This window comes from Halopseudomonas sp., assembly GCF_047631575.1.
Classification (GTDB): domain Bacteria; phylum Pseudomonadota; class Gammaproteobacteria; order Pseudomonadales; family Pseudomonadaceae; genus Halopseudomonas.
The window spans coordinates 730,271-754,553 of the sequence record NZ_JBLIAB010000001.1; the positions used below are offsets into that span (position 1 = coordinate 730,271).

The following is a 24,283-nucleotide window of genomic DNA, read 5'->3' on the forward strand; positions in this document are numbered from 1 at the left end:
CATGTCTATCGAATTTTTTTTATTACTGTGCGCAGCTTACCTGATTGGGTCGATATCGTTTGCCGTCGTGCTTAGCAAGCAAGGCAAATTGCCCGACCCACGCAGCTTCGGCTCTGGCAACCCCGGTGCAAGCAACATGCTGCGCCTGGGCGGCCGTTCACTTGCATTGACGACCCTGCTCGGCGACCTGGGCAAGGGTGCGCTGGCAGTCTGGATCGCCGGCTTCTGGAATCCTGATCCGGCAGCATTAGGCTGGATCGGCTTGGCTGCCGTATGCGGTCATATACTGCCGGCATACCATCGTCTGCAGGGCGGCAAGGGTGTCGCAACCGCTGCCGGCGTGCTTCTGATGTTGTCATGGCCGATGGCGCTGATCGCCGTTCTACTTTGGCTGAGCGTCTTTGCCTGGCGCCGTATAGCCTCACTAGCGTCAATGGCCGCCTGCACGGGCCTGCTGCCATGGTTTGCCTGGCAGCGGCCGGAATTATTGATACCCTGTGGCCTTATGATCGCGCTTATTCTGCTACGTCACCGAGTCAATATCGGCCGGTTACTGGATGGGAGCGAAAACCATTTTAAGCGGTGAGCGGCGGCAACTCTTCCATCGGCCAGCGTGCACGGGCTTCAATGCCAGCCTGATCATGCTGTCCAGCCATCAGCCTCTGACACCCTGCATAGGCGATCATCGCGCCGTTATCCGTACAGAAGGCCGGCCGCGCATAGAACAGCTCGCCCTTGAGTCCACTGGCCATTTTTTCTAGGGATTGGCGCAACTGACGGTTGGCGCTAACGCCCCCGGCAATGACCAAGCGCTTTAATCCAGTGGCCTTGAGCGCGCGGCGACACTTGATTGTCAGGGTGTCCACTACTGCCTGCTCGAATGCCAGCGCCACATCACAACGGGTCTGCTCACTGTCATCGGCGTTAGCGACACATTGCTGCCAAGTAATAAGCGTTGCTGTCTTAAGGCCACTGAAACTGAAATCCAGGCCCGGCCGATCGGTCATCGGCCGCGGCAGAGTAAAGCGTCCCGGAACGCCAGATGCTGCCAGCCTGGCTATCTCCGGTCCGCCGGGATAAGGCAGCCCCATGAGCTTGGCTGTCTTGTCAAAGGCTTCGCCTGCAGCATCGTCCAAAGACTCGCCAAGCATCTCATATTGACCGATGCCGTCCACACGCACCAATTGTGTATGACCGCCAGATACCAGCAGGGCAACAAATGGAAACGCCGGAGGGTTCTCCTCCAGCATAGGCGCTAGCAGGTGGCCTTCCATATGATGCACACCCAGCGCAGGTACGCCCCAGGCGAATGCCAGTGCGCGGGCGCAGGCACCACCCACCAGCAGTGCGCCCACCAGCCCTGGCCCCGCGGTATAGACCACTCCATCAACGTCACCCTCGGCCACACCGGCGCTGGCAAACACTTCCCGTATCAGCGGAATCAGGCGTTTGACATGATCGCGCGACGCCAGCTCAGGCACTACACCGCCATACACACGGTGTAAATCGATCTGACTGAACAGCGCGTCAGCCAACAAGCCTCGCTCGCTGTCATACAAGGCGATGCCGGTTTCATCACAGGAGGTTTCGATACCTAGAACACGCATAGGACCTTTGCTGTTAATTAGCGGTTGGATTGGCAACGTATGATAATCTTCTGGCCGCTTACGGGCCAGTTTTTCCGGGACCTAATCGGTCCTGAGCTATGTTCATCCAATCTTGTTTTGCATTTCCCATTTATTGGGGTTAACATCCGCTCCCCTTGAAATGCAATCGCTTCTGGCCACGGCCGGGGGCATGACTCACAGTAAAACTTTGAGAAAAGGTACGAAATGCCTGCCGTCAAATTAAAAGAGAACGAACCCTTCGACGTCGCTTTGCGCCGTTTCAAGCGCTCATGCGAGAAAGCGGGTGTGCTAGCCGAAGTCCGCCGCCGCGAGTTCTACGAGAAGCCTACTACTGAGCGAAAGCGTAAAGCTGCCGCTGCAGTCAAGCGTCACGCGAAGAAATTGCAACGCGAACAGCGTCGTCACGTACGCCTGTACTAAGATTCAGATGATCCCCCAACGGATCCAGACAGGCTCGGAACGTCGCCGCGTGAGCGGTTTGATTTAGGCGGATCGAAATAATCTGAGTTACGCAATTGTCCGGCCTTCCGAATTACAGGGAAGTGGCTGGATTTTTGCGTTGTGTTGCAAGACGCACTCATTTAGTGCTCTAGCTGACGCGGGCGCTGGCTGTCTGGCATACGCCAGAACTGCTGACCCGACGACTTCGCAAGGCAGTTCTGATGGCCGGAATGATTCCCCAAGGCTTCATTGATGACCTCCTCGGCCGGACTGACATCCTTGAGGTAGTCGGCTCGCGCCTGAAATTAAAGAAGACCGGGAAAAACTTCTCCGCCCTCTGCCCTTTCCATAACGAAAAATCTCCCTCATTCAGCGTGAGCCCTGACAAGCAGTTTTATTATTGCTTTGGCTGCGGCGCGGGCGGCAATGCGCTGAGCTTCGTGATGGATTTTGAGCGCCTGGACTTTCCTCAAGCTGTAGAAGAGCTTGCCCGTCAAGCGGGCGTTGACGTACCCAGGGAGGAGTCGCGCCCTGGCTCAAGGGAGGTGCGTCAGCCGCGCCAGGACAGCCCGCTCTATGCCATTCTGGACCAAGCTGCGGCGTTTTATCGGCAGCAATTACGCCATCACCCGAAGCGGGAGATTGCAATCAGCTACCTGAAAAAGCGCGGGCTGACCGGCCAGATTGCCAAACTGTATGATGTGGGTTTTGCCCCGCCCGGCTGGGATAACCTGATGGGGCATCTGACCACCGACTCCACCGAGGTCAAAGCCCTGATCGAAGCGGGTCTGGTGGTGGAAAATCCCGACAGCGGCAAGCGTTACGACCGATTTCGTGACCGGATCATTTTCCCGATTCGCGACAGCCGGGGCCGCACTCTCGGATTTGGCGGACGGGTGCTGGGAGACGACAAACCCAAGTACCTGAACAGCCCAGAGACCCCCGTCTATCACAAGGGCCGCGAACTCTATGGACTTTACGAAGCGCGCCAGCAGAATAGACAACTGAACGACGTTCTGGTGGTAGAGGGTTACATGGATGTGATCGCCCTGGCCCAACATGGCGTTACAAATGCGGTTGCCACGCTGGGTACTACCACCAGTGAAGATCACCTCAAACGGCTGTTTCGCATCGTCAACTCGATCGTATTCTGTTTCGACGGAGACCGCGCAGGCGTCCAGGCGGCTTGGCGCGCGCTGAATGCCTGCTTGCCAGTAATGGAAGACGGGCGCCATGTACGTTTCATGTTTCTGCCCGAGGGGCAGGACCCCGACTCGCTTATACGCAGCGAGGGCCAGGACGCATTCCGCGCACGCATGGTGCAACAAGCACAGCCACTGACCGATTATCTGTTCCGCCACCTGGCCGAAGAAGCCAGCCCGGACAGCCTGGAAGGTAAGGCGCACCTGGCGACGCTTGCACTACCCTTGATCGAACAGATCCCGGGGAGCATGCTGCGCCGCCTGTTGCGTCAACAGCTGGAAAAATTGACCGGCATGGATCTGGAGAGCGTACCCAAGCAGGCCGCATCCGTCGACAATGACGAGTATATGCCCGACAACATGATGGGCGAGCGCGATGACAGCGAATACTACATCCCGGAATACGCCCCACCATCACGCCAGCCGTCGCCAAGACAGAGCGCAACCGGGCCTCGCAACCAGCGCAAACGCAGCGCAGAGCGCAGCGGCGTGGAAAGCCCTCTGCTGAATGCCGCTCGCACACTACTGCACCACCCCCAACTTGCTGGACTGGTAAAAGAAGCCAACGAGTTCGCGAACGAAGAGAGCGAACAGGCGCAATTATTGGTGGCGTTAATTGATGCCCTGCAGAAAACACCTACACTCAGTACTGTTCAACTGCTGGCGCGCTGGCACGGCACCGAGATGGGCAGCCAGCTCGGCCAACTCGCTGAGAAGGAATGGCTGCTTAATATTCCCAGTGCAAACCTTGAACAACAGTTTTTCGACACCATTAACAGTCTAGTGTCACAACAAACAGATAGACGCATTCAGAAACTCCTCGACCAATCGGCGCAAATACCGCTCACGACCGAGGAAAAGCAGGAACTGCGCGAGCTACTGACGCGGAGCTCCACGCACATCGACGACAAGTAAGCCGGGTCCTCAACTGGCTTTGCAGCTAGTAATCAGGGTATAATCCGCAGCTTGTTTTTAGTACACCACGGCATCCACAAGGGTTGTTATGTCCGGAAAAGCGCAACAGCAATCCCGTCTCAAAGAGCTCATCGCCCGCGGTCGCGAGCAGGGCTACCTGACTTATGCGGAAGTCAACGACCACCTACCGGAAGATATTTCTGATCCGGAGCAGGTTGAAGACATCATTCGCATGATCAATGACATGGGAATCAACGTATTCGAGACCGCACCCGATGCCGATGCCCTGCTTCTTGCAGACAACGACGCCGATGAATCCGCAGCTGAAGAAGCCGCAGCCGCTCTGGCCGCTGTCGAAAGCGACATAGGCCGGACCACTGACCCAGTGCGCATGTATATGCGTGAAATGGGTACAGTGGAGCTGCTGACCCGCGAAGGCGAAATCGAAATCGCCAAGCGCATCGAGGAGGGCATCCGTGAAGTCATGTCGGCGATCTCGATGTTCCCTGGCACCGTAGACGGCATTCTTGCCGACTACCATCGCGTCGTTGAAGAAAGTGGTCGGCTGACTGAGATTTTCAGCGGCTACATTGACCCTGACGACGACGGACTGTCCGGCGGAGCACCTGCAGCCGAACCAACGCCGGCACCTGCTGCCAAAGCAGAAAAAGGCGAAAAGGACGACGAAGAGGAAGAGGATGACGACACCGCCGAAGAAGAAGGCGATGGCGGTCCGGATCCCGAGGTCGCTCGGCTTCGCTTCACAGCGATTGCAGATCAACTGGCGAAGACCAAAAAAGCACTGAAGAAGCATGGCCGCGGTAGTAAGCAGGCAACTGCCGAGCTACATGAGCTGGCCTTGCTGTTCATGCCTATCAAACTGATACCCAAGCAATACGAGGCGCTAGTTCAACGCGTCCGTGGCGCACAGGATCAGATTCGCACCCAGGAACGCGCCATCATGCAGCTATGCGTTCGCGACGTACGCATGCCGCGGGCCGACTTTTTGCGTGACTTCCCGGGTAACGAAATCAATCTTGAGTGGATCGACCAACTGCTGGCTGACAAGCCGCGTTACGCCGAAGCACTTGAAGATCGCAAGTCCGATATTATCCGCGCGCAAAAGAAACTCGCCGGCCTGGCTCAAGATGCTGACCTGACCATGTCTGAGGTCAAGGACATCAATCGTCGCATGTCGATTGGTGAAGCCCGAGCCCGCCGCGCCAAAAAAGAAATGGTTGAAGCCAACCTACGTCTGGTTATCTCGATCGCGAAAAAGTACACCAACCGGGGCCTACAGTTCCTCGACCTGATTCAGGAAGGCAACATCGGCCTGATGAAAGCAGTCGACAAGTTCGAATACCGTCGTGGTTACAAGTTCTCGACTTATGCAACCTGGTGGATTCGGCAGGCTATCACCCGCTCGATCGCCGACCAGGCACGCACCATCCGTATTCCGGTGCACATGATCGAGACGATCAACAAGCTCAATCGTATCTCCCGCCAGATGCTACAGGAGATGGGGCGCGAGCCGACGCCGGAAGAGCTGGGCGAGCGTATGGAGATGCCCGAGGACAAGATCCGCAAGGTCCTTAAAATCGCCAAGGAACCGATCTCCATGGAGACGCCCATCGGTGACGACGAGGACTCGCATCTCGGCGACTTCATCGAGGACTCGACCATGGAATCGCCGATCGACATGGCGACCGTGGAGAGCCTCAAGGAAGCCACACGGGACGTACTCTCCGGACTCACCGCACGGGAAGCCAAGGTTCTGCGCATGCGCTTTGGTATCGACATGAATACCGACCATACGCTGGAAGAGGTGGGCAAACAGTTCGACGTGACCCGTGAGCGGATCCGTCAGATCGAGGCCAAGGCGCTGCGCAAGCTGCGGCACCCTACTCGCAGCGATCATTTGCGTAGTTTCCTGGACGAGTAACCTCGCTCCGTAGCAACGAAACGCCCGGCCTGTGCCGGGCGTTTTCGTTTCAAGTCACCAAAGCTATGGTCAGAGGCGGCACCAATCCGTATAATCCGCCACGTTCCCTATAGTGGGCCCATAGCTCAGTTGGTCAGAGCAGGCGACTCATAATCGCTTGGTCGTAGGTTCAAGTCCTACTGGGCCCACCATTTTTTTATATTCAAGATCCGCATGTTCTTGAATCCATAGATAGGTCGATCCGGCCACACTATGGTAACAATTGCGGCCTCAGCTGCAGAGCCCTTCGTCACCTCAGAACATGTACCGCAGGCAACAGAGCTAGCGGAAACAAACGCGTGCGCGTCCAGCCTGCTTTGCCTGATACAGCTGGTCGTCGGCTTCAGCTATCAAGGTCTGCGGCTCAGCATCATTCGTTGGTACCATCGCCGCCACGCCTAGTGAGATCGTCACAGCCTGACCTGCTTGCGAGTCCAGATGTTCCATGCCAAGCGCCTCGATGGCATTATCCAGGGAGTCGTTAATACCTTTGAAATTGTCCAGATCGAGAAACAACATTGCAACTCGACCCTGGCCTCGACGTGCCCCCTGCAGCGCCTGTTCAGTTCGATCCTGCAGCAGTGCACGATTAGGCAAACCCGTTAGCGCATCATGATTGGCAAGCCTTTTAGCTTCAACACGCAAAGCTAGATGTACCTTGATATGCGCTTTGGCCAAGACAAGATTCAGCGGCTTACGTTTAAAGTCGATGCCACCATATTCGAGCGCCCGCAGCTGATATTCCGTCTGAGCATGTGAGGTCACGAAAATGACCGCTGCGTCGCACAATTCCGGATCTGCTTTTAGCGCCTTGCATACGGCAAAACCGTTCATGCCGCGCATCTCGATGTCGAGGAGCACAAGGTCCGGCTTGCATTGTCGCGCAACTATCAGGGCCGAGAGGCCGTCACTGGCCGTGTACACATCACCCAGATCACGTACTGCCTCACCTAGAACAAGCGCATCGGTGCGCTTGATCCTCGACGACAAGGATAACCGGATCCAAGTTTATCCCTTTAGTTTGCATATACAGCTCCAGATAATCGCGTCGTACTTCCTGTTGCACATAGGCTAGCTCACTCTCGGCCCAACCGCCTGGCCCAAACCTCTGCCAGAGCATTACGTGCTCTATTAGGACGTGCTAAATAGTCTTGCCTCTCCATTGCATGGCGTCGTCCTTCCTGTTGTAAAATGAGCGCCTTAAAAGATACCTGGCAGCGCATTGTTAAAACTAAAGTGCCAACTTTACTCTAGTATAGATACGCGTTGTCACCGCCAAAAATAAGAGCGTTGTGCGCACAATAAGGAACTGCCAGTGACGGGCAACGAACTTTCATTCCTCAATAGCGGCGGCGAGATGGGCGCGCGAATGCGTGCACATGACTGGGCAGCAACCTCTCTTGGCTCCCCGGATAACTGGCCGCAATCGCTGCGCACTGCTATCTCAATGTGTCTGAACTCTCCCGTGCTCGGAACGATTCTCTGGGGTCCCGAGCTGATCATGCTCTACAACGACGCCTATATAGCGGCCATGCCAGATCGTCATCCGCAAGCACTAGGCTGCTCGGTCGCGGCAGTCTGGGGTGATACGTGGAAAAACATTGAAGCTCCATTTTATAGGGCAATGGCGACGGGAGAAGGTTTTGCCGAAGATCGGGTCGAATTACCGATGATCCGCCATGGCCACCCGGAAACAACCTATTGGGACATCACCGCCTGTCCTATTCGGGGTGAAGACGGCGGCGTTGCTGGCCTGTACAACCAGGGTTTCGAAATCACTTCGCAGATTATTGCCGAGCGTGAACGTGCCACCGCCGAGTTAAAGCTCAATCGGTTTAACGAACAACTGGCACAAGAAGTGACCATTCGTACCGGAGAACGCGACCTGATGTGGGATACCGCTCCGGACCTGATGCTGATTATCGATTTTGATGGGATATTAAAACGCGTCAATCCAGCCTGGACCGAGCTGCTGGGATATTCCCAGCAAGATCTGGTCGGCCACCACGTAAACCAGTTCGTGATCAGCGAAGATCATCCCAGTACGGTAAGCGTCTACAAACAAGCGGCGCGGGGCGAGCAATCCAAAATTATCAATCGTGCAATTCACACGGACGGCTCAGTGCGCTGGATCTCTTGGCTAGCGGCGCCCGCCGGCAATCTCACCTATGCTGCCAGGCGCGACATTACGCTGGAAAAGGAGCGCGAGTCAGAGTTGGAGCGAGCCCAGGCACAACTGAGACAGTCGCAGAAAATGGAAGCCGTTGGCCAGCTGACCGGCGGGCTGGCCCATGACTTCAACAACCTGTTAATGGCCATATCAGCGAGCCTCGATCTGATTCGCCTGCGCATCGACCAGCACCGCCCTCAGGATACCGATAAGTACATCGATGCCGCGCAGGGAGCAACCAAACGAGCCGCATCACTCACCCACCGCTTGCTCGCTTTTTCCCGCAGACAGACCCTGGCCCCGCATCCGACTGACGCCAACAAGTTGATCGAAGGCATGCTCGATTTAATCCGTCGCACGGCGGGGCCAGGAGTATCCGTGGAGTGTTCAGGCGATCAGCAACCCTGGATTGCACTGGTCGATCCGTCACAGCTGGAAAACGCTTTGCTTAATCTGTGCATCAATGCCGGGGATGCGATGCCCAGCGGTGGCCGTATTCACATCGAGATTCACAACCACAACGTCGACAGCCAAACCGCAGCACAACTTGAACTTCCCGCGGGCGAGTACTTGCGGCTGCGTGTCAGCGACACGGGAAGCGGCATGTCTCCCGACACTATCGCCAGAGCGTTCGATCCATTCTTCACCACTAAACCCCTCGGCATGGGAACAGGACTCGGTCTATCGATGATTTACGGATTCGCACGGCAGTCAGGCGGACTGGCTCGTCTCGTCTCGACCGTTGGGGTGGGTACTGAGGTGTCGATCTATCTTCCGCGGCACCATGGCGCCACCAACGAAGGCATCTCATCGGACATACAGACATTACCTGAAGCCGTTGCAGGGAAAACGGTACTGATTGTCGACGACGAACCCGCGTTGCGGATACTGATGACCGATGTTCTACAGGATCTTGGCTACCAGACGATTGAAGCGGCAAACGGTCCAGAGGCTCTCGATGCATTGCATTCGGGTGTTAAAATCGATTTATTGATGACGGACGTAGGCCTACCCGGGGGCCTGAATGGTCGGCAACTGGCTGACGCCGTGCGGGTAACGCTTCCCGATTTGCCGGTACTTTTCATAACTGGGTATGCCGAACAGGTTTTATTTGACGACTCCGAGGTCAAAGCCCGTATGGCCGTCCTGACCAAGCCCTTTGCAGTAGCCGCACTGGCATCTCGTATCAGGGAATTGCTACGCACTTAAGCTGCCTGAATACGGCGTCGGTCTCTACGCTCGATACATTTCAATGCAAATAACAACAGGCTGCCGAGCAGCATAGCCGCAGCGGCGCACCAAAGCCCAACCGTATAGCCGCCAAAATGAGTCGCCAGTACTCCTGTGAGGGCCGGCCCAATAATCTGAGCCATGCCATAAGCCAGGGTCATACGCCCCATCATGCGGGCTGGGCGGGTTGGGTAGTAACGTCCAGCCATAGTTAATACTAGGCTGACCATGCCAATAAAAGTGGCTCCAAATAGCCAGGCGCCCGTCAGCGCGGCCCACAAACTATGATGCAGTACAGGCAAAAGAATACCCACTACCTGCAGCAACGCAGCCATGATCAGCGCATTCAGCTCACCGCGGCGCCGGGCGACCAGATCCCAGATGATGCATGCTGGCGCAGCTCCAATACCGAGTAATAAAAAAGCCAGGTTGCCACGCCCACTCAATCCCGGTAATTGATCGACGATAACCACGATAAAGGTCGCGCTGACCACGTAGCCGACACCCGCGCAAAAATAGGCGGCCATGAATATTCGCAGGTACAGGCGACTGGGCGGACTATCCAGCATTGCCGCGCCGGAGGTCGTTTTGCCACTCGTATCCGGCGATGGCAGCCAGGCCAGTGCCGGAATGGCCAGCAGCGCTGCCAGGAGGCTGAGCGCTAACCATTGGCCGCGCCAGTCAATCCAATGATCAAACAGACCGATAAGCGCGGCGCATAAGGCGATACCCAAACCAATGCCGGAAAAATGAATACCCAATTCACTACGCTGACCATGGCGCATCAACCAGTTAAGAATCAAAGCGCTGCCCAGTAACATACCTGCAGCACTGCTCAAGCCCGCGACGAAGCGCGATACAGCCCAGACCCACAAGTCAGTGCTGATAGCCATAGCCACAGTACTGAGCACGGCGACCACAATACCCCATCGGTACAAGCAGTCCTTGTGGCGCAGATCGCTGATGACCGAAGCCAGCACCGCGCCACACAGGTACCCGGCATAATTGATTGCCGCCAACCAGCCGGCTTCGGCCACACCAAGTCCGGCCTGCGACTGCATCTGTGGAAGCAGCGGGGTGTAGGCAAAGCGTGCGACACCGAGGGTCAGCATAAGGCTGAAAATGCCGGCGCAGAGGATTTTAAATCGTTGGCCAGTATGCGTCATGTCGTGAGTATGCATGGGCAAAAGTGCGACTGCCAGCACCACAATAGCGTGCAGGCTGCTAGAGAATTAACATCTTTTGCCGAGGTACTGCGAATACTGGTCGCCGATGGCAGTTATCAGCAGATTGTCCAGCGTTATGCCACTTCTTAGCTGTTTCTCACATGGCTAATAAGCACATTTTGTGTCATAAGTTTCAAAGATTAAAATACAAACCAGTACTCCAGCGCCCAGACGCTGTATTGGACTTACTGTGACTCCAAAGACTTTTCAACCCTCTGTAGGCTCACATTTTGATGGCATGACTGTCCGTCATATTATTATCTCGGCTGCGCCCTTCTGGCTGTTTGAAGTCGAACGCGACGGCCGTCCCTTGCTGGTCAGCTTGCTGGCCAGCACTTCAGCGTTAAAGTGTGATCTCGATCACTTCAGCAAAGTCCGCGATATTGCTGTCGAACAACTGGCTGAACTTCGACTGCAAGATCTTGCGACTGGAAGTGTCGACGGTATGCCTTATTTGGTAGTTGATAGCTTCGGAGCTTTCCCCCTGTTGGAAAAGCACGATGGCGGCTCCTTTTGCCCTGTCACTCTAGGAGTCAGTGACTGGCTATCAGCAGCACTGGAGATCCAGTCTTGTCTGGAGTCAATCCATCAGGCGGGCTGGCTCCATCGCAATCTCTCGCCAGCATCAGTATTGATGCCGCCAAAGAGCAACAAATGTGTGCTCTGGGGCCTGCATCTAGCCTGCCGGGTGTCTACTGAAGGTACAGGCCAGCCGCTCGACTTCAATGGCCTGGAGGGCACCGTTGACGTTGACTACATGGCACCGGAGTGCAGCGGGCGAACCGCCATCAATCCTGATTATCGGTCTGACTTTTACAGTTTGGGCGCCACATTGTTCGCGCTGCTGACCGGTCACCCCCCCTTTGAAGGCACCAGTTCGGCCGAGCTCATTTACGCGCATCTAACCCAATCAGTCCCTGATCTGCGTCAATGGGTACCGGAGTTACCTTTGTTGGCGATTGGCGTTGTTGAACGTCTTCTGGCAAAAGACCCGGCGGACAGGTACCAGAGCCATGCTGCACTGCGCCGCGACCTCAGTCACCTGCTGCAATACCTGCATGACCCGGTGCAACGGGACAGCCTGATATTGGCAGCTGGTGATGTATCCGAGCTATTTTCAATACCCGACACACTCTATGGCCGGCACGAGGTATTGGCATCTGTTGAACAGGCATTCCGGGCAGTGGCGGCAGGCGGATCGGTCACCGTCATGCTTGGTGGACCCTCAGGGTCGGGTAAAAGTGCTATCTACGATGCACTGGTGCGAACAATGCATGCGGGTAACGGCCGATTTTGCCTGGGCAAGTTCGGCCAATCTGGCCAGGTTCAGCCTTGTTACGGGTTTTTTGATGCTTTAAAAAAGCCGCTGCGGGAAATGCTGCGCAAAGAACCCGCTGACAAGCTGACCTGGTCTCAAAAGCTCGCCTTTGCGATTGCACCTAATGCCGCGTTATTGATCAGTGTGCTACCGGAATTGGGCGAGCTGTTGGGCCCTGTGTCAGCGGTTGCGGACCTTGGGCCGGCAGAAACCGAAAACCGTTTGCTTTACACGCTACAGCAGCTGATTACGGTGCTGGCGGAAGAGGCAAACCCATTGGTGCTGTTCATCGATGATCTGCAATGGTCAGACCAGACATCAAGACGTCTTTTCCGCAATATTGCGCTGAGCAATACCTGTGGAAAGCTGTTGTTGATCGGCACCTGGCGCAACGATGAGATTGATAAAAACCACCCCTTTCAAGACGTGCTGAACGACCTCTCGACCAATGGCGAGACGATAATATGGCAGTCCTTATCCACCCTGGGTCGGTCCGAAGTAAATGCGATGCTGGCCGATGTATTACACATACCGCCAACGGAACCGGCGCTTATCTTGCTGACCGCGATATGCCTTCAGAAAACGGGCGGCAATCCACTGTTTTTACGTCGATTTCTTACGCACCTATATCAGCTTGGCCTGCTCTATTTTGATCGTAAAGCCGGACGCTGGACCTGGTCTGAATACGATATTGCTGGACAACAGGCCGATGAAACTCTGGTTAGCCTGATGCTGCGGCAACTGCAGTTACTGCCGTCGGAGTGTCGCGCCATGTTGGCAGAATCGGCATGCCTGGGCGCCGAATTTGACTTGATGAGACTGGCCTACCTGAAAGAGCTTGAGCCGGAAGTGATCCGTTCAACACTCGCACCTGCACTGGATAATTTATTAATAGTATCGCTGAAACAGGATGAAAAAGACGTCTTTCGTTTTGCTCACGATCGTATCCAGGAGGCCGCTAGCTTGCTTCTGGACGAAAACGCAGTCACACGATTGAATGTGCGCATAGGTAGAAAACTGCTCGAAGAAAACAGTGCTGGCAGGGGCAACGCATGGCTCGAGATACTGGGACATTTCAACCGCGGACGCGCACTGATCACAACGGACGTGGAGCGGAGCTGGCTCGCTGAGCGGAACGAAACCATTGCCAGCGAAGCTCTGAACAGCGGTGGGTTTGATGTGGCAGCAGACCTCTACGCAATCGCTCTTGAGTTGCGGGGCGGCGACTATTGGAACGAGAGCACAGCGACTGCCTGCAATTTGAGTGTCAGCGCCGCCAGGGCCTTATCCCTGTCTGGCCGTCGAAGCGCCATGCAAACCATCGTGGAAGCCGCTTTACCACGATGCAGCGACGCTTTGCAAAAAGCCAGGCTTCTCGATGTTCAGGTAGAGTCTTTTTATGCCACAGGTGAGCTCGGGCAGACGCTGGATATAGGTCTTGAAGCATTGCAAGTACTAGGGCTGACTCCTCCGGATATAAGCACCCCGGCAGAGTTGATTGTACTGGTTGCGCAATTAGCAGATCACATCCGTGACATCGGCATCTCACACCTGGAATCCGCACCCGTACTGGATGATCCTGTAACGCTCTGCCAGCTAACCATCATCGCCAGGATGACCGCTGCAGCCTACATCGCACGGCCTGCATTGTTGCCGTTGCTGACGATACTACAGGTCCGACAAATGATGGCCTTTGGACATGCCCCGATAGCCATGTCCGCATGGTCTGTACTGGGGTTGCTGGTCGCTGAACTATTGGGTGACTACCCCTTCGGTTACAAGCTGGGCCGCATGTCAGTGGACATGCTTCATCGTCACGGCTGGACGACCGTATACGCCCATGCCGGATTTTCCTTCAACGCTTTTTTGCATCACTGGATGAAGCCCGCGAAAGAAGGCTTACCATCGCTGCTCGATGTGTTTGATAACGGCGTGGCTTGCGGTAATTTCCGTCACGCCGGTCTTGCGCTCTATGTGCAGGCTTACCATCGAATTTTGTGTGGTGAAAGCCTCGGGGAACTGGATTCGTTATTTGACGTTCAGCTCCGCGAACTGAAGCAGATCCGCCAACCCGTGGCGCAGGATTATCTCACCGTTGCCCAGGCAGCGATATTTTCCCTGCGAGCGGGCGATAATGACGCGAGCCAAGCACCCGGTATTTCAGTTGATAGCCTTTCGGTAGATGCCCTTTCCGTAGACACCATGCGGACTCGCTATGAAGCCCGCAGCGATCAGACCGGACTGTTCTTTCTGGACGCCTTCGAGTGCATCAAGGCGGGCTTGCTGTTAAAGCCGCAAGACAGCTTGCAGGCGGGCGAGCGAGCGCTTGCCCGGGGTGCAGCAGCCAGAGGCATGTATATGATGCCCTTCTGTCTCTGGTTCACCGCTGTCTCAGCCTGCCAGTTGAAAACCGGGACGCATCAGGCACTGATTGACGAAGCCTCATTGAAGCTTGCACGTTGGGGTGAGCACAACCGGGACATCCTTCTACTTTCACAGTTGCTTGAAACCTGGCGCACCTTTGCCAGTGGCCAATCTGTTGACCTGGATGCCCAACTGGAATCGCTGGCTGGCGCCAGACCAGACATGCCCAATCCGTTGCTGGAAGGACTACTGTGCCTCAGCCGCGCGCAGTTACTTGAGGCCATGGGCAAGGCCTCAGCGGTGCCATTCAGGGATGCCCGGCTTGCCTTTATGACCTGGGGCGCAGATGCCGTTGTCGAGTGTCTGGACGCATCATCGATGGGCCTGCGCCTGCAAGAGGAACGAGATATTGCTCCCCGCTCCGGGTCAAATACCGGTGATATTGACCTGCACAGCCTGATGAAGTCTGTCCAGCTGATCACCGGGGAGATCAGGCTTGAGCGCTTGCTGGCCACCTTGCTGAATGTGTTGTCCGAGAACGCCGGGGCAACTCGCGCAATGATAATACTGCGTCAGGAGGATCAATGGCTGTTGCGCGCGGATACCCAAAAGCCAGACCTTCTTATCAATGGCAACGCGATTTTGCTTGATTCAGCGCGGGATCAGGTGCCGGTAGATCTGGTGAAAACAATTATACGTGATGGCCGCAGCCTAGTCCTGGCAGACCTGAGCCCGGATTCAGCCTGGGGCAGGCTCCCGTATTACCGGGAGAGAGGCCTGCGCTCTTCCCTTTCCGTACCGCTAATTCGAGGCGGTGATTTGCTCGGCGTGGTGCTACTGGAGAACGATAAACTCAACGGCGCCTTCCCCCCAGCCCGTATTGGATTCATCGAGCTGCTGGCAGGGAACATCGTCAACGCTATCGACAACGCCCGACTCTACGAAAAAATGGAACGCCTCACCGGTCAGTTGGAGAAACGTGTTCAGAGCCGAACCCGCGAACTGAAGGACAGTGAAAACCGCCTGCTCTCCATTCTTAAAAATATGCCGGTACCGGTCTCGGTCACCCGGCATCGTGACGCCCATTTGCTATATGTAAACTCACTGGCGTGCAACATGATGCACGCCAGTGAAGAAGACCTGATCGGCTATCCGGCTCCATCGTTTTACTACGACCGCCCGGAGCGTGAAGCACTATTCGCCAGGTACCGTAAAGAAGGCGTGGTGCATAATCAGGAAGTACGATTGAAAGCACTCAAGGGTGATGTGCGGTGGGTTGTTATGTCCATTGTCCCTATCACCTTTGATGATGAGCCCGCGGAATTGTCCAGCATGCTGGACATTACCGATCGGAAAACGATGGAAGAAAACCTGCGGATTTCTGCCAATACCGATGCCATGACGGGCCTGGGTAACCGTCGCTGGCTAATGACTAACGGTAGCAATGAAATCACCCGGGCCAACCGTTATAAACGTCCCTTGGCAGTGGTGATGTTCGATATTGATTATTTCAAACAGATTAACGACAGGTTCGGTCATGGTGCCGGTGACACCGCCATTATCTCGGTCTAGCCACCATGCGTCAGAATGATCTGATTGCCCGCCTGGGAGGTGAAGAGTTCATCATCCTGCTACCGGAAACGACCCTTTCCGAAGCAGTTATGTTGGCAGAACGCCTGCGTGAAAAGATAAAAACTCTGCGCTTGCCGGAGCTAGACACAGGCCGCTTCACCTTTACCGCCAGCTTTGGTGTCAGCTGCATCGTAAAGGGCGACGACCTCGAGTCAATGCTGGCTCGGGTCGATCGGCTGCTCTACAAGGCCAAAAACGACGGCCGCGACAGGGTGGAATGTGCCTCCCCGAACGAGCAGCTAACCTAGCTGCCGGCTACGACCGGTCCTTCACCTGACTTATCAGCGCGCCGTAACCCTGCCCTTGCATCTCGGCCAACGGTATAAACTTGAGCGCTGCTGAATTCATGCAGTAGCGCAGTCCGGTTGGTGCCGGACCATCCTCAAACACGTGACCCAGATGCGAGTCTGCATAGCGGCTGCGTATTTCGGTACGGACCGAAAAAAGACCTCTATCCTCTTTTTCAACTATACCGTCGGAATCAACAGGCTTGGTGAAACTCGGCCAACCCGTACCGGAGTCATACTTGTCACGGGATGAGAATAGAGGCTCGCCGGATACCACGTCGACATATAGCCCTGCTCGCTTCTCAGCATTATATGCGTTCCTGAAGGACGGTTCGGTAGCGTCCTCCTGAGTAACGCTGTATTGCTCTTTGGTCAACTGGACCTTGAGCATCTCGTCACTCGGTTTCACGAAGGTGTCGGGATTAAAGCCCTCTACCTGATCCTGATGTCCAAGCGACCCGTCAACACTTGCCGGGCGGTACTTTGAATAATCCACTGCCTGATCTTCGCCCCAGACCTTTTCGATGAACTGATAGCGCCCCGAGTTGAAGGTATAGAACTCATAGCGCAGCGGGTTTTTCGTATAGTAATCCTGGTGATAGTCCTCAGCATCATAAAAGGTATCGAAAGGAACTATCTCGATGACCACTGGCTCGTCATAACGACTGGAGGCTTCCAGCGCTGCCACCGAGGTTTCCGCAGCCCGCTTTTCTACCTCACCGTTATAAAAAATCGCTGGTCGGTATTGTCTGCCGCGATCTACATACTGGCCATCAGCATCCGTCGGATTAGCGGTTCGCCACAGGGTCTGGAGCAAGCCGTCGTAGGTAATAACCGCCGGATCATAATAGACCTGAACGGCCTCGGTGTGACCCGTACGCCCGCCTGAAACCTGCTTGTAGTCTGGATTGGCCTCATCACCGCCGCTGTATCCAGACACAGCTTCAATCACGCCGGGCACCTTTTCGAAGGCGGCCTCAACGCACCAGAAGCAGCCGCCTGCGAATGTGGCAATCGCCAGCGTGGAATCAGCCGGCGCGTACTTCGAAGCCATTTTCGAACCCATGTCGCTGGCAGCGTTCAGCTGGAACCCGGCCAGGGCAACGATAACTGCTGTGGATATCGGTAAAAGATAACGCTTCATGATGGTGTCCTCTTGCAGTGTGAATACCCACAGCTTGCGCGGGATTGATCACAGCAAAATCCGCGAGTTATCACGATTTCAAAACATCGTTCGCATCAAGTGGATTCCTTGGTAAGCGTATGCAAAAAACGGCGCCACCACAGGTGCGGTTTTCAACACTGATATCTCCGCCCTGTAGCACCATTATTCTGCGCGCTATCGCTAGCCCAAGCCCGGCATGGCCCGCCCCATAAGAGGCTTGGCCCCGATAGAAAGGATCGAAAATATGCTCCAGATCCTGCTCCGGGATGCCCGGACCACTGTCTTGTACGCACACCTGTGGGAAACCATCCACCTGACCAACCACCACCTCAATGCGCCCCCCGACGGCACTGTAAGCAATGGCATTACCGATCAGGTTATCCAGTACACGCTCGGTCATGCCCAGGTCCGCGAAGGCAACTGGCATTGTCGGATCGCCACTTAGCGTGAGCTCCAACTGACTATCACGCGCCACCTGCCCATGCTTCTGAACTACGTCGTGCGCCAGTTCTGCAAGCGGAAACGGCTCCGCTACTGGCTGCTTCTCTTGAGCTTCCAGTGCAGCCAGCTCGAAAAGATCTTCTACCAGATGGCTTAGACGTCGGCCTTCCTTGAGAGCAATATCAAGATAACGGTCCTGCTCGTCCGGACTGAGTCGCTCACGTCGTAACCTCAAGCTTTCGATATACCCCTGCATTGCAGCCAACGGGGTACGTAAATCATGGGATACCTGTGCGACAAGTTGGCGGCGTTGCGCATCTTTTTCAGTCAATTGCTCGATCTGGGAGGTAATTCGACGGGCCATATCGTCGAAGCTCACACCCAGATAATCTATTTCGTCACGCACCACTGGTCGCCTGTCACGCCAAGTGACACGGGGACTCTGGCTCATATTGCTGTTCTCGAACTCTTGCACCAGACTTGTCAAAGAGGTCAGGCGTCGCGTCAACAGCCGGAAAATAATCAGCCCTGTGACCATGACCACCGCCAGACTGATAAGCAGCGCCCAGGCACTCAGTGCCAGTAACTGGCTGCCCCGGGCCATGGTTTCTGCAGCGTCGTATTCCTCCCCGCGCAGCACCACATAGAGATATCCTTGTGGATCATCGGCAGAGGGTACTGGAGTGACGGAAAAAACTTTTTGTCGGTCATGGCTACGGGGATCGTCGCCCAGTACCGGATAGAGGCCAACGTTTTCCATCAATTGGCGTATAGGCACCAGCGAGACCTGCTTGCGCTTGATTTTCGCCGGATCCGCCGAGTAGGAGAGAATACGTCCGTCCATGCCCAGAAGGTAGATTTCGATGCTGGGATTGATGGTCATATATAGCGCGAACAATTCTTGCACGGCCACTCGGTCCAGTTTGCCTTCGCTGACCAGATTCCTGTCCGATACCAGATTGGTTGCCAGATCCCGGTGCAATGCCTGATTGACTGAGGCGCTGTAATCGCGCAACGAATACAGACTAATGAAGGTGTAAAGCAGGCCGACGGACAGCAGCAACACAAACAGCCCAGCAGCCAGGCGAGTGTAAAGTGTTTTCAGCATGGATCATTCGCGGAAGCGATAGCCCACCCCCCAGACGGTTTGGATAAATGCCGGCTGAGCCAGGTCTATTTCGATTTTGCCGCGCAGACGGTTTATGTGGGTATTGACGGTATGCTCATACCCTTCATGGTTATACCCCCACACCGCGTCCAGCAGCTGAGCACGACTGAACACCCGACCCGGATGCCGGGCAAAGTGCCAGAGCAGGTCAAACTCGCGTGCGGTAAGGTCAACCGGCTGATCCCTTACAAACACTCTCCGGCGTACTGGATCAATACGCAACTCGCCCTCGACAAGCTCTTCATCACAGGCTTCCGCCGTCGGCGCCGACGCCATGGCATCGACCCTCCGGAACAACGCCTTAACCCGTGCAGACAATTCGGCCACGCTAAAGGGCTTGGTTAGGTAGTCGTCCGCACCCATTTCCAAACCCAGCACCCGGTCCAGCTCGGTGCTTTTAGCCGTCAGCATCAGCACCGGCACATAACCCGGCCTGGAGCGAATTCCACGACATACCGACAGACCATCCAATCCGGGCAGCATCAAGTCGAGCACCACCAGGTCGATGCCTCCGGCACGAAAACGTTCAAGCCCGGTATCACCCCGATCACAGAGAATGGGGTTCAGGCCAAGTTCGGCCACATGGATGCAGACGAGCTCACCAATTTCCGGGTTATCTTCAACGATCAATACGTTTCGTGTCATAGGCTCAAGGTACCTGGCAAGCGCTCCATTAATTCATGGAATCCGATTTCTGCATTCCCTCGTGGTCCATGCCGTCGCCCATCTTGTTATCCATGCCGTCTTTCATCGTGTTTTCCATACCCATGTCCTCATCTTCCATGTGAGTGACCATGGCGCCCGGCATGTCATCTTTCATCATCTCCTGATGATCCATTGATTTCTTCATGTCGTCCTTCATCATGCCGTCGTCGGATGTCATATCAGCTGCATGGCTAACGCTTGCCATCAGCCCTAACAGACACATTGCCACGATTTTAGTCATGTTGTTCATAGTGATTCCCCAAGGATTAACACCTATCGATATGACAGGCTCGACACCATCCTCGGCGCGCACCATCACGAGGGCATCACCTAAGAGTAAAGAGTGTATCGCGGAAACTTCACGAATGTGTCACGGACGGTAGCTGAGCCCCGTCACGATATGGAGCGGAGAAGGTCCATTGTCATTCAGGGCCGGTCAGTTTCTCTGACGATAGATATAGGTCATCGGTGTTTAGCAACAGTCGGCCATCAGCGGCCCTCACACTGCTGCCTGGACTAGTTCATACTCTACCCATGCATGCAAACTACAATTAAGGACGCCGATACATGCCGAACAGTTCAGTGCACTGGGATCCAGACAGATTTTTTGACGATCTTCCAATGAAAGATACCCCCGGTATCAAGCTGCTGCTGGATCAGGCCGGCGTGCTTGTGGCAGGTCGGGGCGAAAGTATCGACAAAGTTCTTAAGCCTGACCAGCATATGCTCGGGCAGTCTATCGACACACTATTCCCCGAGACGTCCGGGAACGGCGGGCTACGAGAGGCCCACGCCAGTGCTTTGAACGGTAACTCAAAAAGCTGTCGCCAACGGGTCGGTGGTATAGATGTGGCTTGGGAACTGATCCCGGTGAATACAAAAAGAGGCGGAGAAGTACTGGCGCTTGCCATTATCCTAAGCGAAGACCATCCCCAAGAGAATGATGGACGAGAACGCCGGATTATGGACCGAACCACGGGCATTCCAACCCGGCAGGCGGTATTGGTGAAGGCTGATGAAATATTTAACAACCAAGCCGAGACGCAATGGGCCATCGTTCGACTTAATACTGTAGGTATGAGGCGCATTGGCCAAGCCCTTGGCCAGGATATGGGTGACCACGCGCTCCATCAGGCTGTCGGACATGTTGCAAGCTCGCTGGCCGAGGGTGAGTGCGTTGGTCGGGTAGATGGCAACGAGCTTATTGTGCTCATCCACCATAAAAATGACGACGATACCGTTGAGCGTATTCAGGCCATGGCTTTGCTGTTCGTCGAACCGCTGAAAGTTGGCCTGCTCCAGTTCATGCTTCAATTAAATGCGGGCATTGCCCGCTTCCCTCAAGACGGCATAACTGCAAAGGATCTGGAGCGGCGGGCCATCATCGCGCTTGAACGAACTCGGCGTTCTGATTTCCATTACGCATTTTTCAGCCTGGCTCTGGAGGATCACGTATTAGCTCACAGCTGGGTCCCGGCTGAAGCCACGCGCGCCCTTCGAGAAGCTGAATTTGAGCTGCACTATCAACCCGTAGTTGATACGCGCACCGGGGAGACAGTGTCAATGGAGGCTTTGATCCGCTGGCAACACCCGTGGAGGGGGATGATCTTGCCCGGGCACTTCATTCCAGTAATTGAACAAATGCCGCTTATCGTCAATCTCGATCTCTGGGTGCTTGAGCGCGCGTGCCATGAGGCGATGGCCATGGGCAAGCCGGTGGCGGTGAACATCACAGCCAACACCATAATAGGCCCAGACTTTTTGAAAAACCTGGACAGGGTCTTGGCTCAGAGCAAGCTGCCACCACGTTGGCTGACTCTGGAGCTCACAGAGCGAGTATTCAGTTCACCTGAGCTTGTGCTAGAGCCGTTAAAGGCAATTCACGAACGCGGCGTGCAAATTGCTGCCGACGACTTCGGCGTGGGCTATTCGTCATTATCCTACCTTTGGCAATATCCGCTGGATAAGCTCAAGCTCGACGGCTCTTTTATCCGTGCGGCAGCGCTCGATCAGCGGGCTAAGGTCCTAGTAAAGGGCCTTTTGCCGCTAATAAAAACCTTGAAAATGACAGTCATTGCGGAGTGCGTGGAAACTGAAGATGATCGTGCCTGGTTGCACGAAGCCGGCGTGTTTTTCCAACAGGGATATTATTTCGCACGACCGGCCCCTTGGAAGGGTAGCGGCACAATTGTCGCGCCATTTTCAGATATCAAAAAAGAATAAAAGAGAATCACCACTAGCGAACAGTAATCAGCAATGGCTTCTATCAAACCAGGGTTGATCGCCAACCCACTCGTCGGGGTAGTCGGCTAACGGCTCAATCTGCTCCATAAACCAGGCGCTCATTCGGCACCAGGCCAGCGGATTAGTGCTGCGTTCGCCTTTGGCAATCGCCTGCTTTACTGCGCTTACATCTACCCGACTCATATAGCCGCCGGTTATGACATCAGCCGCCTGACTAACGCTTGCCATCAGCCCTAGCAGACACATTGCCGCGATTTTAGTCATGTTGTTCATAGACATTTCCCCAAGGATTAACACTTGTCGATATGACAGGCTCAACATCCTCCTCGGCGGGCGCTTGAGTGAGGAACGGAGGGCTTGTGATTGTGTTTACACATGAGCAATACACACCACAGTTTTTTCACATCTACCCGACAGTCATTTCACACACGCCTGAGTAAGTTCGCGCCATCTTAGTTATCTCCCCAGGTGTTCTGTGAGCGAATCGACTCCAAAGTGTTTAGCAATAAGCCACAATATTCTGACCATGCTGGTTGCCCTGTGGTTGATGCTGAGCATGAACCTGGCGTTCTGGCGCACCGTCTGGCAGGGCGTCGGCGGACTAAGTAACGATAGCCTAGTGTTCCTGCTCAGCCTGCCGCTGTTTGTCTGGATTTGGCTGTATGTATTGCTCAGCCTCCTGGCCTGGGGGCGACTGACCAAGCCAGTATTGTGTCTACTGTTACTGGTGTCTGCCGGAGCCAGCTACTTTATAAACAGCTACGGCATCGTCATCGATTACAACATGCTCACCAACGCCATACAGACCGACAGCGCCGAAACCATGGAACTGCTCAATGGCAGCTTGTTTCTCTGGTTGCTGCTGTTAGGCATATTACCCGCTGTATTGGTCTATCGCGCGCCGATTCGCAGCATGAAATGGAAGCGCGAACTGGCTGGCAAGCTGGGTAGCGTGGCGATGCTATTGGGGATGTTTGGCGTCCTGGTCATGAGTCAGTACCAGCCCTATGCCTCATTGATTCGTAATCACCGTGAAGTACGCCTGATGCTGGTGCCCTCGAACGTAGTGAGCGCGGTACACGGATACTTGAAACGCGAGCTATCAACGCCCGTCACACTTGAAGTGGTCGGTACCGATGCCCATCGGCTCAGCGCAGTAAGCTCCGCCCACCGGCCGCGGGTCACCGTACTGGTGGTCGGTGAAACGGCCCGTGCCGCGAACTTTTCGCTTAACGGTTATGAGCGGCTTACCAATCCGGAGCTGGCGCAGCGCGACGTGATCAACTTCCCTCGGGCCTCTTCCTGTGGCACAGCCACGGCGGTGTCGGTGCCCTGCATGTTCCAGGACCTGGGCCGGGCAGATTACCAGGACTCGATGGCACGAAATCGCGAAGGCTTGCTCGACGTAATGCAGCGCGCCGGCGTAAACATACTTTGGCGCGACAATAACTCAGGCTGTAAAGGCGCCTGCGATCGAGTACCCACCGAAGATGTTTCGCACCTGAACCTCGAGGCGTTCTGTGTCGATGGCGAATGCCATGACGAGGCCTTGTTGCATACATTACAGACCTATCTGGACAACCTAACGCGTGACACCCTGGTGGTACTGCACATGAAGGGCAGTCATGGGCCCGCTTATTACAAGCGATACCCTGTCGCTTTTGAACGGTTTGTCCCGGTGTGCAAAGAGGTACAACTCGATCGCTGTGATACCGCCAGCATCGTCAATGCATACGACAACAGTCTGCTCTACACCGACCATGTGCTGGCCGCCACCATTGATTTGCTGCGCAACAATGCCGCACGTTTGGATACGGCGATGCTGTACCTGTCAGACCACGGCGAGTCGCTGGGTGAACACGGCCTATACTTGCACGGACTGCCTTATGCCATGGCACCAAGCGAGCAAACGCATATACCGATGGTCTTGTGGTTCTCTGAAGGTATGCAACGTAACAGCGGCATATCCGCCGACTGTCTACGCCAACAGGCCAGTCAGGAGGTATCGCAAGACAACCTGTTCCATTCGATGATCGGTCTGATGGGCGTGCGCACATCGGTCTATCAGCCACAACTGGATATTTTCCGTGCCTGCATGCCCGCTACTGTTGCCCAGCAGGTTGCACGCAGCGAACTAGGCGCCGATTGATTCAATAGAGCTTTATC

Annotated in this window: 17 protein-coding genes and 1 tRNA gene; 10 read left to right on the forward strand and 8 right to left on the reverse strand. The window is 55.2% G+C overall.

Annotation, left to right across the window (positions count from 1 at the left end):
* Nucleotide 1: 1 nt before the first annotated feature.
* Complete coding sequence (gene plsY / locus ACJAXR_RS03445) at nt 2-586, forward strand: glycerol-3-phosphate 1-O-acyltransferase PlsY (protein WP_415056827.1); 585 nt, start codon at nt 2-4, stop codon at nt 584-586.
* Here the strand turns inward: plsY and tsaD are convergent.
* Nucleotides 576-1,607, reverse strand: a complete 1,032-nt coding sequence (gene tsaD, locus ACJAXR_RS03450; RefSeq protein WP_415056828.1) for a tRNA (adenosine(37)-N6)-threonylcarbamoyltransferase complex transferase subunit TsaD — start codon at nt 1,605-1,607, stop codon at nt 576-578. The two genes, plsY and tsaD, sit on opposite strands and share 11 nt — an antisense overlap.
* A gap of 225 nt (nt 1,608-1,832) precedes the next feature.
* Here tsaD and rpsU point away from each other — a divergent pair, with 225 nt between their 5' ends.
* From rpsU to ACJAXR_RS03470, 4 genes are all read left to right on the forward strand, one after another.
* On the forward strand, nt 1,833-2,048 hold the full coding sequence (gene rpsU / locus ACJAXR_RS03455; RefSeq protein WP_022961595.1) for a 30S ribosomal protein S21: 216 nt from the start codon (nt 1,833-1,835) through the stop codon (nt 2,046-2,048).
* Nucleotides 2,049-2,290: 242 nt separating this feature from the next.
* Nucleotides 2,291-4,186 (forward strand): DNA primase, encoded by a 1,896-nt coding sequence (dnaG, locus tag ACJAXR_RS03460; RefSeq protein ID WP_415056829.1) that lies wholly within the window; start codon nt 2,291-2,293, stop codon nt 4,184-4,186.
* Between the two features lie 88 nt (nt 4,187-4,274).
* Nucleotides 4,275-6,128 (forward strand): RNA polymerase sigma factor RpoD, encoded by a 1,854-nt coding sequence (rpoD, locus tag ACJAXR_RS03465; RefSeq protein WP_415056830.1) that lies wholly within the window; start codon nt 4,275-4,277, stop codon nt 6,126-6,128.
* 114 nt (nt 6,129-6,242) lie between these two features.
* Nucleotides 6,243-6,319 (forward strand) — tRNA-Ile (locus tag ACJAXR_RS03470).
* Nucleotides 6,320-6,449: 130 nt separating this feature from the next.
* Here ACJAXR_RS03470 and ACJAXR_RS03475 read toward each other — a convergent pair.
* Nucleotides 6,450-7,157 (reverse strand): diguanylate cyclase domain-containing protein, encoded by a 708-nt coding sequence (locus tag ACJAXR_RS03475; RefSeq protein WP_415056831.1) that lies wholly within the window; start codon nt 7,155-7,157, stop codon nt 6,450-6,452.
* A gap of 325 nt (nt 7,158-7,482) precedes the next feature.
* On the opposite strand from ACJAXR_RS03475, the gene ACJAXR_RS03480 reads away from it, so the two are divergent.
* Nucleotides 7,483-9,546 (forward strand): ATP-binding protein, encoded by a 2,064-nt coding sequence (locus ACJAXR_RS03480; protein WP_415056832.1) that lies wholly within the window; start codon nt 7,483-7,485, stop codon nt 9,544-9,546.
* Here the strand turns inward: ACJAXR_RS03480 and ACJAXR_RS03485 are convergent.
* Nucleotides 9,543-10,748 (reverse strand): YbfB/YjiJ family MFS transporter, encoded by a 1,206-nt coding sequence (locus ACJAXR_RS03485; protein WP_415056833.1) that lies wholly within the window; start codon nt 10,746-10,748, stop codon nt 9,543-9,545. The two genes, ACJAXR_RS03480 and ACJAXR_RS03485, sit on opposite strands and share 4 nt — an antisense overlap.
* A gap of 283 nt (nt 10,749-11,031) precedes the next feature.
* Between ACJAXR_RS03485 and ACJAXR_RS03490 the strand changes: the two genes are divergently transcribed.
* Both ACJAXR_RS03490 and ACJAXR_RS03495 read left to right on the forward strand, forming a co-directional pair.
* Complete coding sequence (locus ACJAXR_RS03490) at nt 11,032-16,047, forward strand: AAA family ATPase (RefSeq protein WP_415056834.1); 5,016 nt, start codon at nt 11,032-11,034, stop codon at nt 16,045-16,047.
* 5 nt (nt 16,048-16,052) lie between these two features.
* Nucleotides 16,053-16,355 (forward strand): GGDEF domain-containing protein, encoded by a 303-nt coding sequence (locus ACJAXR_RS03495; RefSeq protein WP_415056835.1) that lies wholly within the window; start codon nt 16,053-16,055, stop codon nt 16,353-16,355.
* Nucleotides 16,356-16,362: 7 nt separating this feature from the next.
* Here ACJAXR_RS03495 and msrB read toward each other — a convergent pair whose 3' ends face one another.
* The 4 genes from msrB to ACJAXR_RS03515 all read right to left on the reverse strand — a co-directional run bounded on the left by msrB (nt 16,363) and on the right by ACJAXR_RS03515 (nt 20,123).
* Entirely contained in the window at nt 16,363-17,538 is a 1,176-nt protein-coding gene (gene msrB / locus ACJAXR_RS03500) for a peptide-methionine (R)-S-oxide reductase MsrB (protein WP_415056836.1), read from the reverse strand.
* Nucleotides 17,539-17,608: 70 nt separating this feature from the next.
* Complete coding sequence (locus ACJAXR_RS03505) at nt 17,609-19,108, reverse strand: sensor histidine kinase (RefSeq protein WP_415056837.1); 1,500 nt, start codon at nt 19,106-19,108, stop codon at nt 17,609-17,611.
* Nucleotides 19,109-19,111: 3 nt separating this feature from the next.
* On the reverse strand, nt 19,112-19,813 hold the full coding sequence (locus tag ACJAXR_RS03510; RefSeq protein WP_415056838.1) for a winged helix-turn-helix domain-containing protein: 702 nt from the start codon (nt 19,811-19,813) through the stop codon (nt 19,112-19,114).
* A 28-nt stretch (nt 19,814-19,841) separates the two neighbouring features.
* A complete protein-coding gene (locus tag ACJAXR_RS03515) occupies nt 19,842-20,123 on the reverse strand; it encodes a hypothetical protein (RefSeq protein WP_415056839.1) in 282 nt (93 codons plus the stop codon).
* 599 nt (nt 20,124-20,722) lie between these two features.
* Here ACJAXR_RS03515 and ACJAXR_RS03520 point away from each other — a divergent pair.
* The gene (locus ACJAXR_RS03520) at nt 20,723-22,096 is read left to right on the forward strand and encodes a putative bifunctional diguanylate cyclase/phosphodiesterase (RefSeq protein ID WP_415056840.1); all 1,374 of its coding nucleotides are present in this window, start codon (nt 20,723-20,725) and stop codon (nt 22,094-22,096) included.
* 27 nt (nt 22,097-22,123) lie between these two features.
* On the opposite strand, the gene ACJAXR_RS03525 is transcribed toward ACJAXR_RS03520, so the two are convergent.
* A complete protein-coding gene (locus ACJAXR_RS03525) occupies nt 22,124-22,390 on the reverse strand; it encodes a hypothetical protein (RefSeq protein ID WP_415056841.1) in 267 nt (88 codons plus the stop codon).
* A gap of 202 nt (nt 22,391-22,592) precedes the next feature.
* On the opposite strand from ACJAXR_RS03525, the gene eptA reads away from it, so the two are divergent.
* Nucleotides 22,593-24,266, forward strand: coding sequence for a phosphoethanolamine transferase EptA (eptA, locus tag ACJAXR_RS03530; RefSeq protein ID WP_415056842.1), 1,674 nt, complete (start codon nt 22,593-22,595; stop codon nt 24,264-24,266).
* Nucleotides 24,267-24,283 lie beyond the last annotated feature (17 nt).

Coding starts and splice junctions, on each gene's coding strand:
- ACJAXR_RS03510 (WP_415056838.1), bottom strand. CDS start 19,813: ATGACACGAAACGTATTGATCGTTGAAGATAACCCGGAAATTGGTGAG.
- tsaD (WP_415056828.1), bottom strand. CDS start 1,607: ATGCGTGTTCTAGGTATCGAAACCTCCTGTGATGAAACCGGCATCGCC.
- msrB (WP_415056836.1), bottom strand. CDS start 17,538: ATGAAGCGTTATCTTTTACCGATATCCACAGCAGTTATCGTTGCCCTG.
- ACJAXR_RS03515 (WP_415056839.1), bottom strand. CDS start 20,123: ATGAACAACATGACTAAAATCGTGGCAATGTGTCTGTTAGGGCTGATG.
- dnaG (WP_415056829.1), top strand. CDS start 2,291: ATGGCCGGAATGATTCCCCAAGGCTTCATTGATGACCTCCTCGGCCGG.
- ACJAXR_RS03495 (WP_415056835.1), top strand. CDS start 16,053: ATGCGTCAGAATGATCTGATTGCCCGCCTGGGAGGTGAAGAGTTCATC.
- ACJAXR_RS03525 (WP_415056841.1), bottom strand. CDS start 22,390: ATGAACAACATGACTAAAATCGCGGCAATGTGTCTGCTAGGGCTGATG.
- plsY (WP_415056827.1), top strand. CDS start 2: ATGTCTATCGAATTTTTTTTATTACTGTGCGCAGCTTACCTGATTGGG.
- ACJAXR_RS03490 (WP_415056834.1), top strand. CDS start 11,032: ATGACTGTCCGTCATATTATTATCTCGGCTGCGCCCTTCTGGCTGTTT.
- rpsU (WP_022961595.1), top strand. CDS start 1,833: ATGCCTGCCGTCAAATTAAAAGAGAACGAACCCTTCGACGTCGCTTTG.
- ACJAXR_RS03505 (WP_415056837.1), bottom strand. CDS start 19,108: ATGCTGAAAACACTTTACACTCGCCTGGCTGCTGGGCTGTTTGTGTTG.
- ACJAXR_RS03485 (WP_415056833.1), bottom strand. CDS start 10,748: ATGCATACTCACGACATGACGCATACTGGCCAACGATTTAAAATCCTC.
- rpoD (WP_415056830.1), top strand. CDS start 4,275: ATGTCCGGAAAAGCGCAACAGCAATCCCGTCTCAAAGAGCTCATCGCC.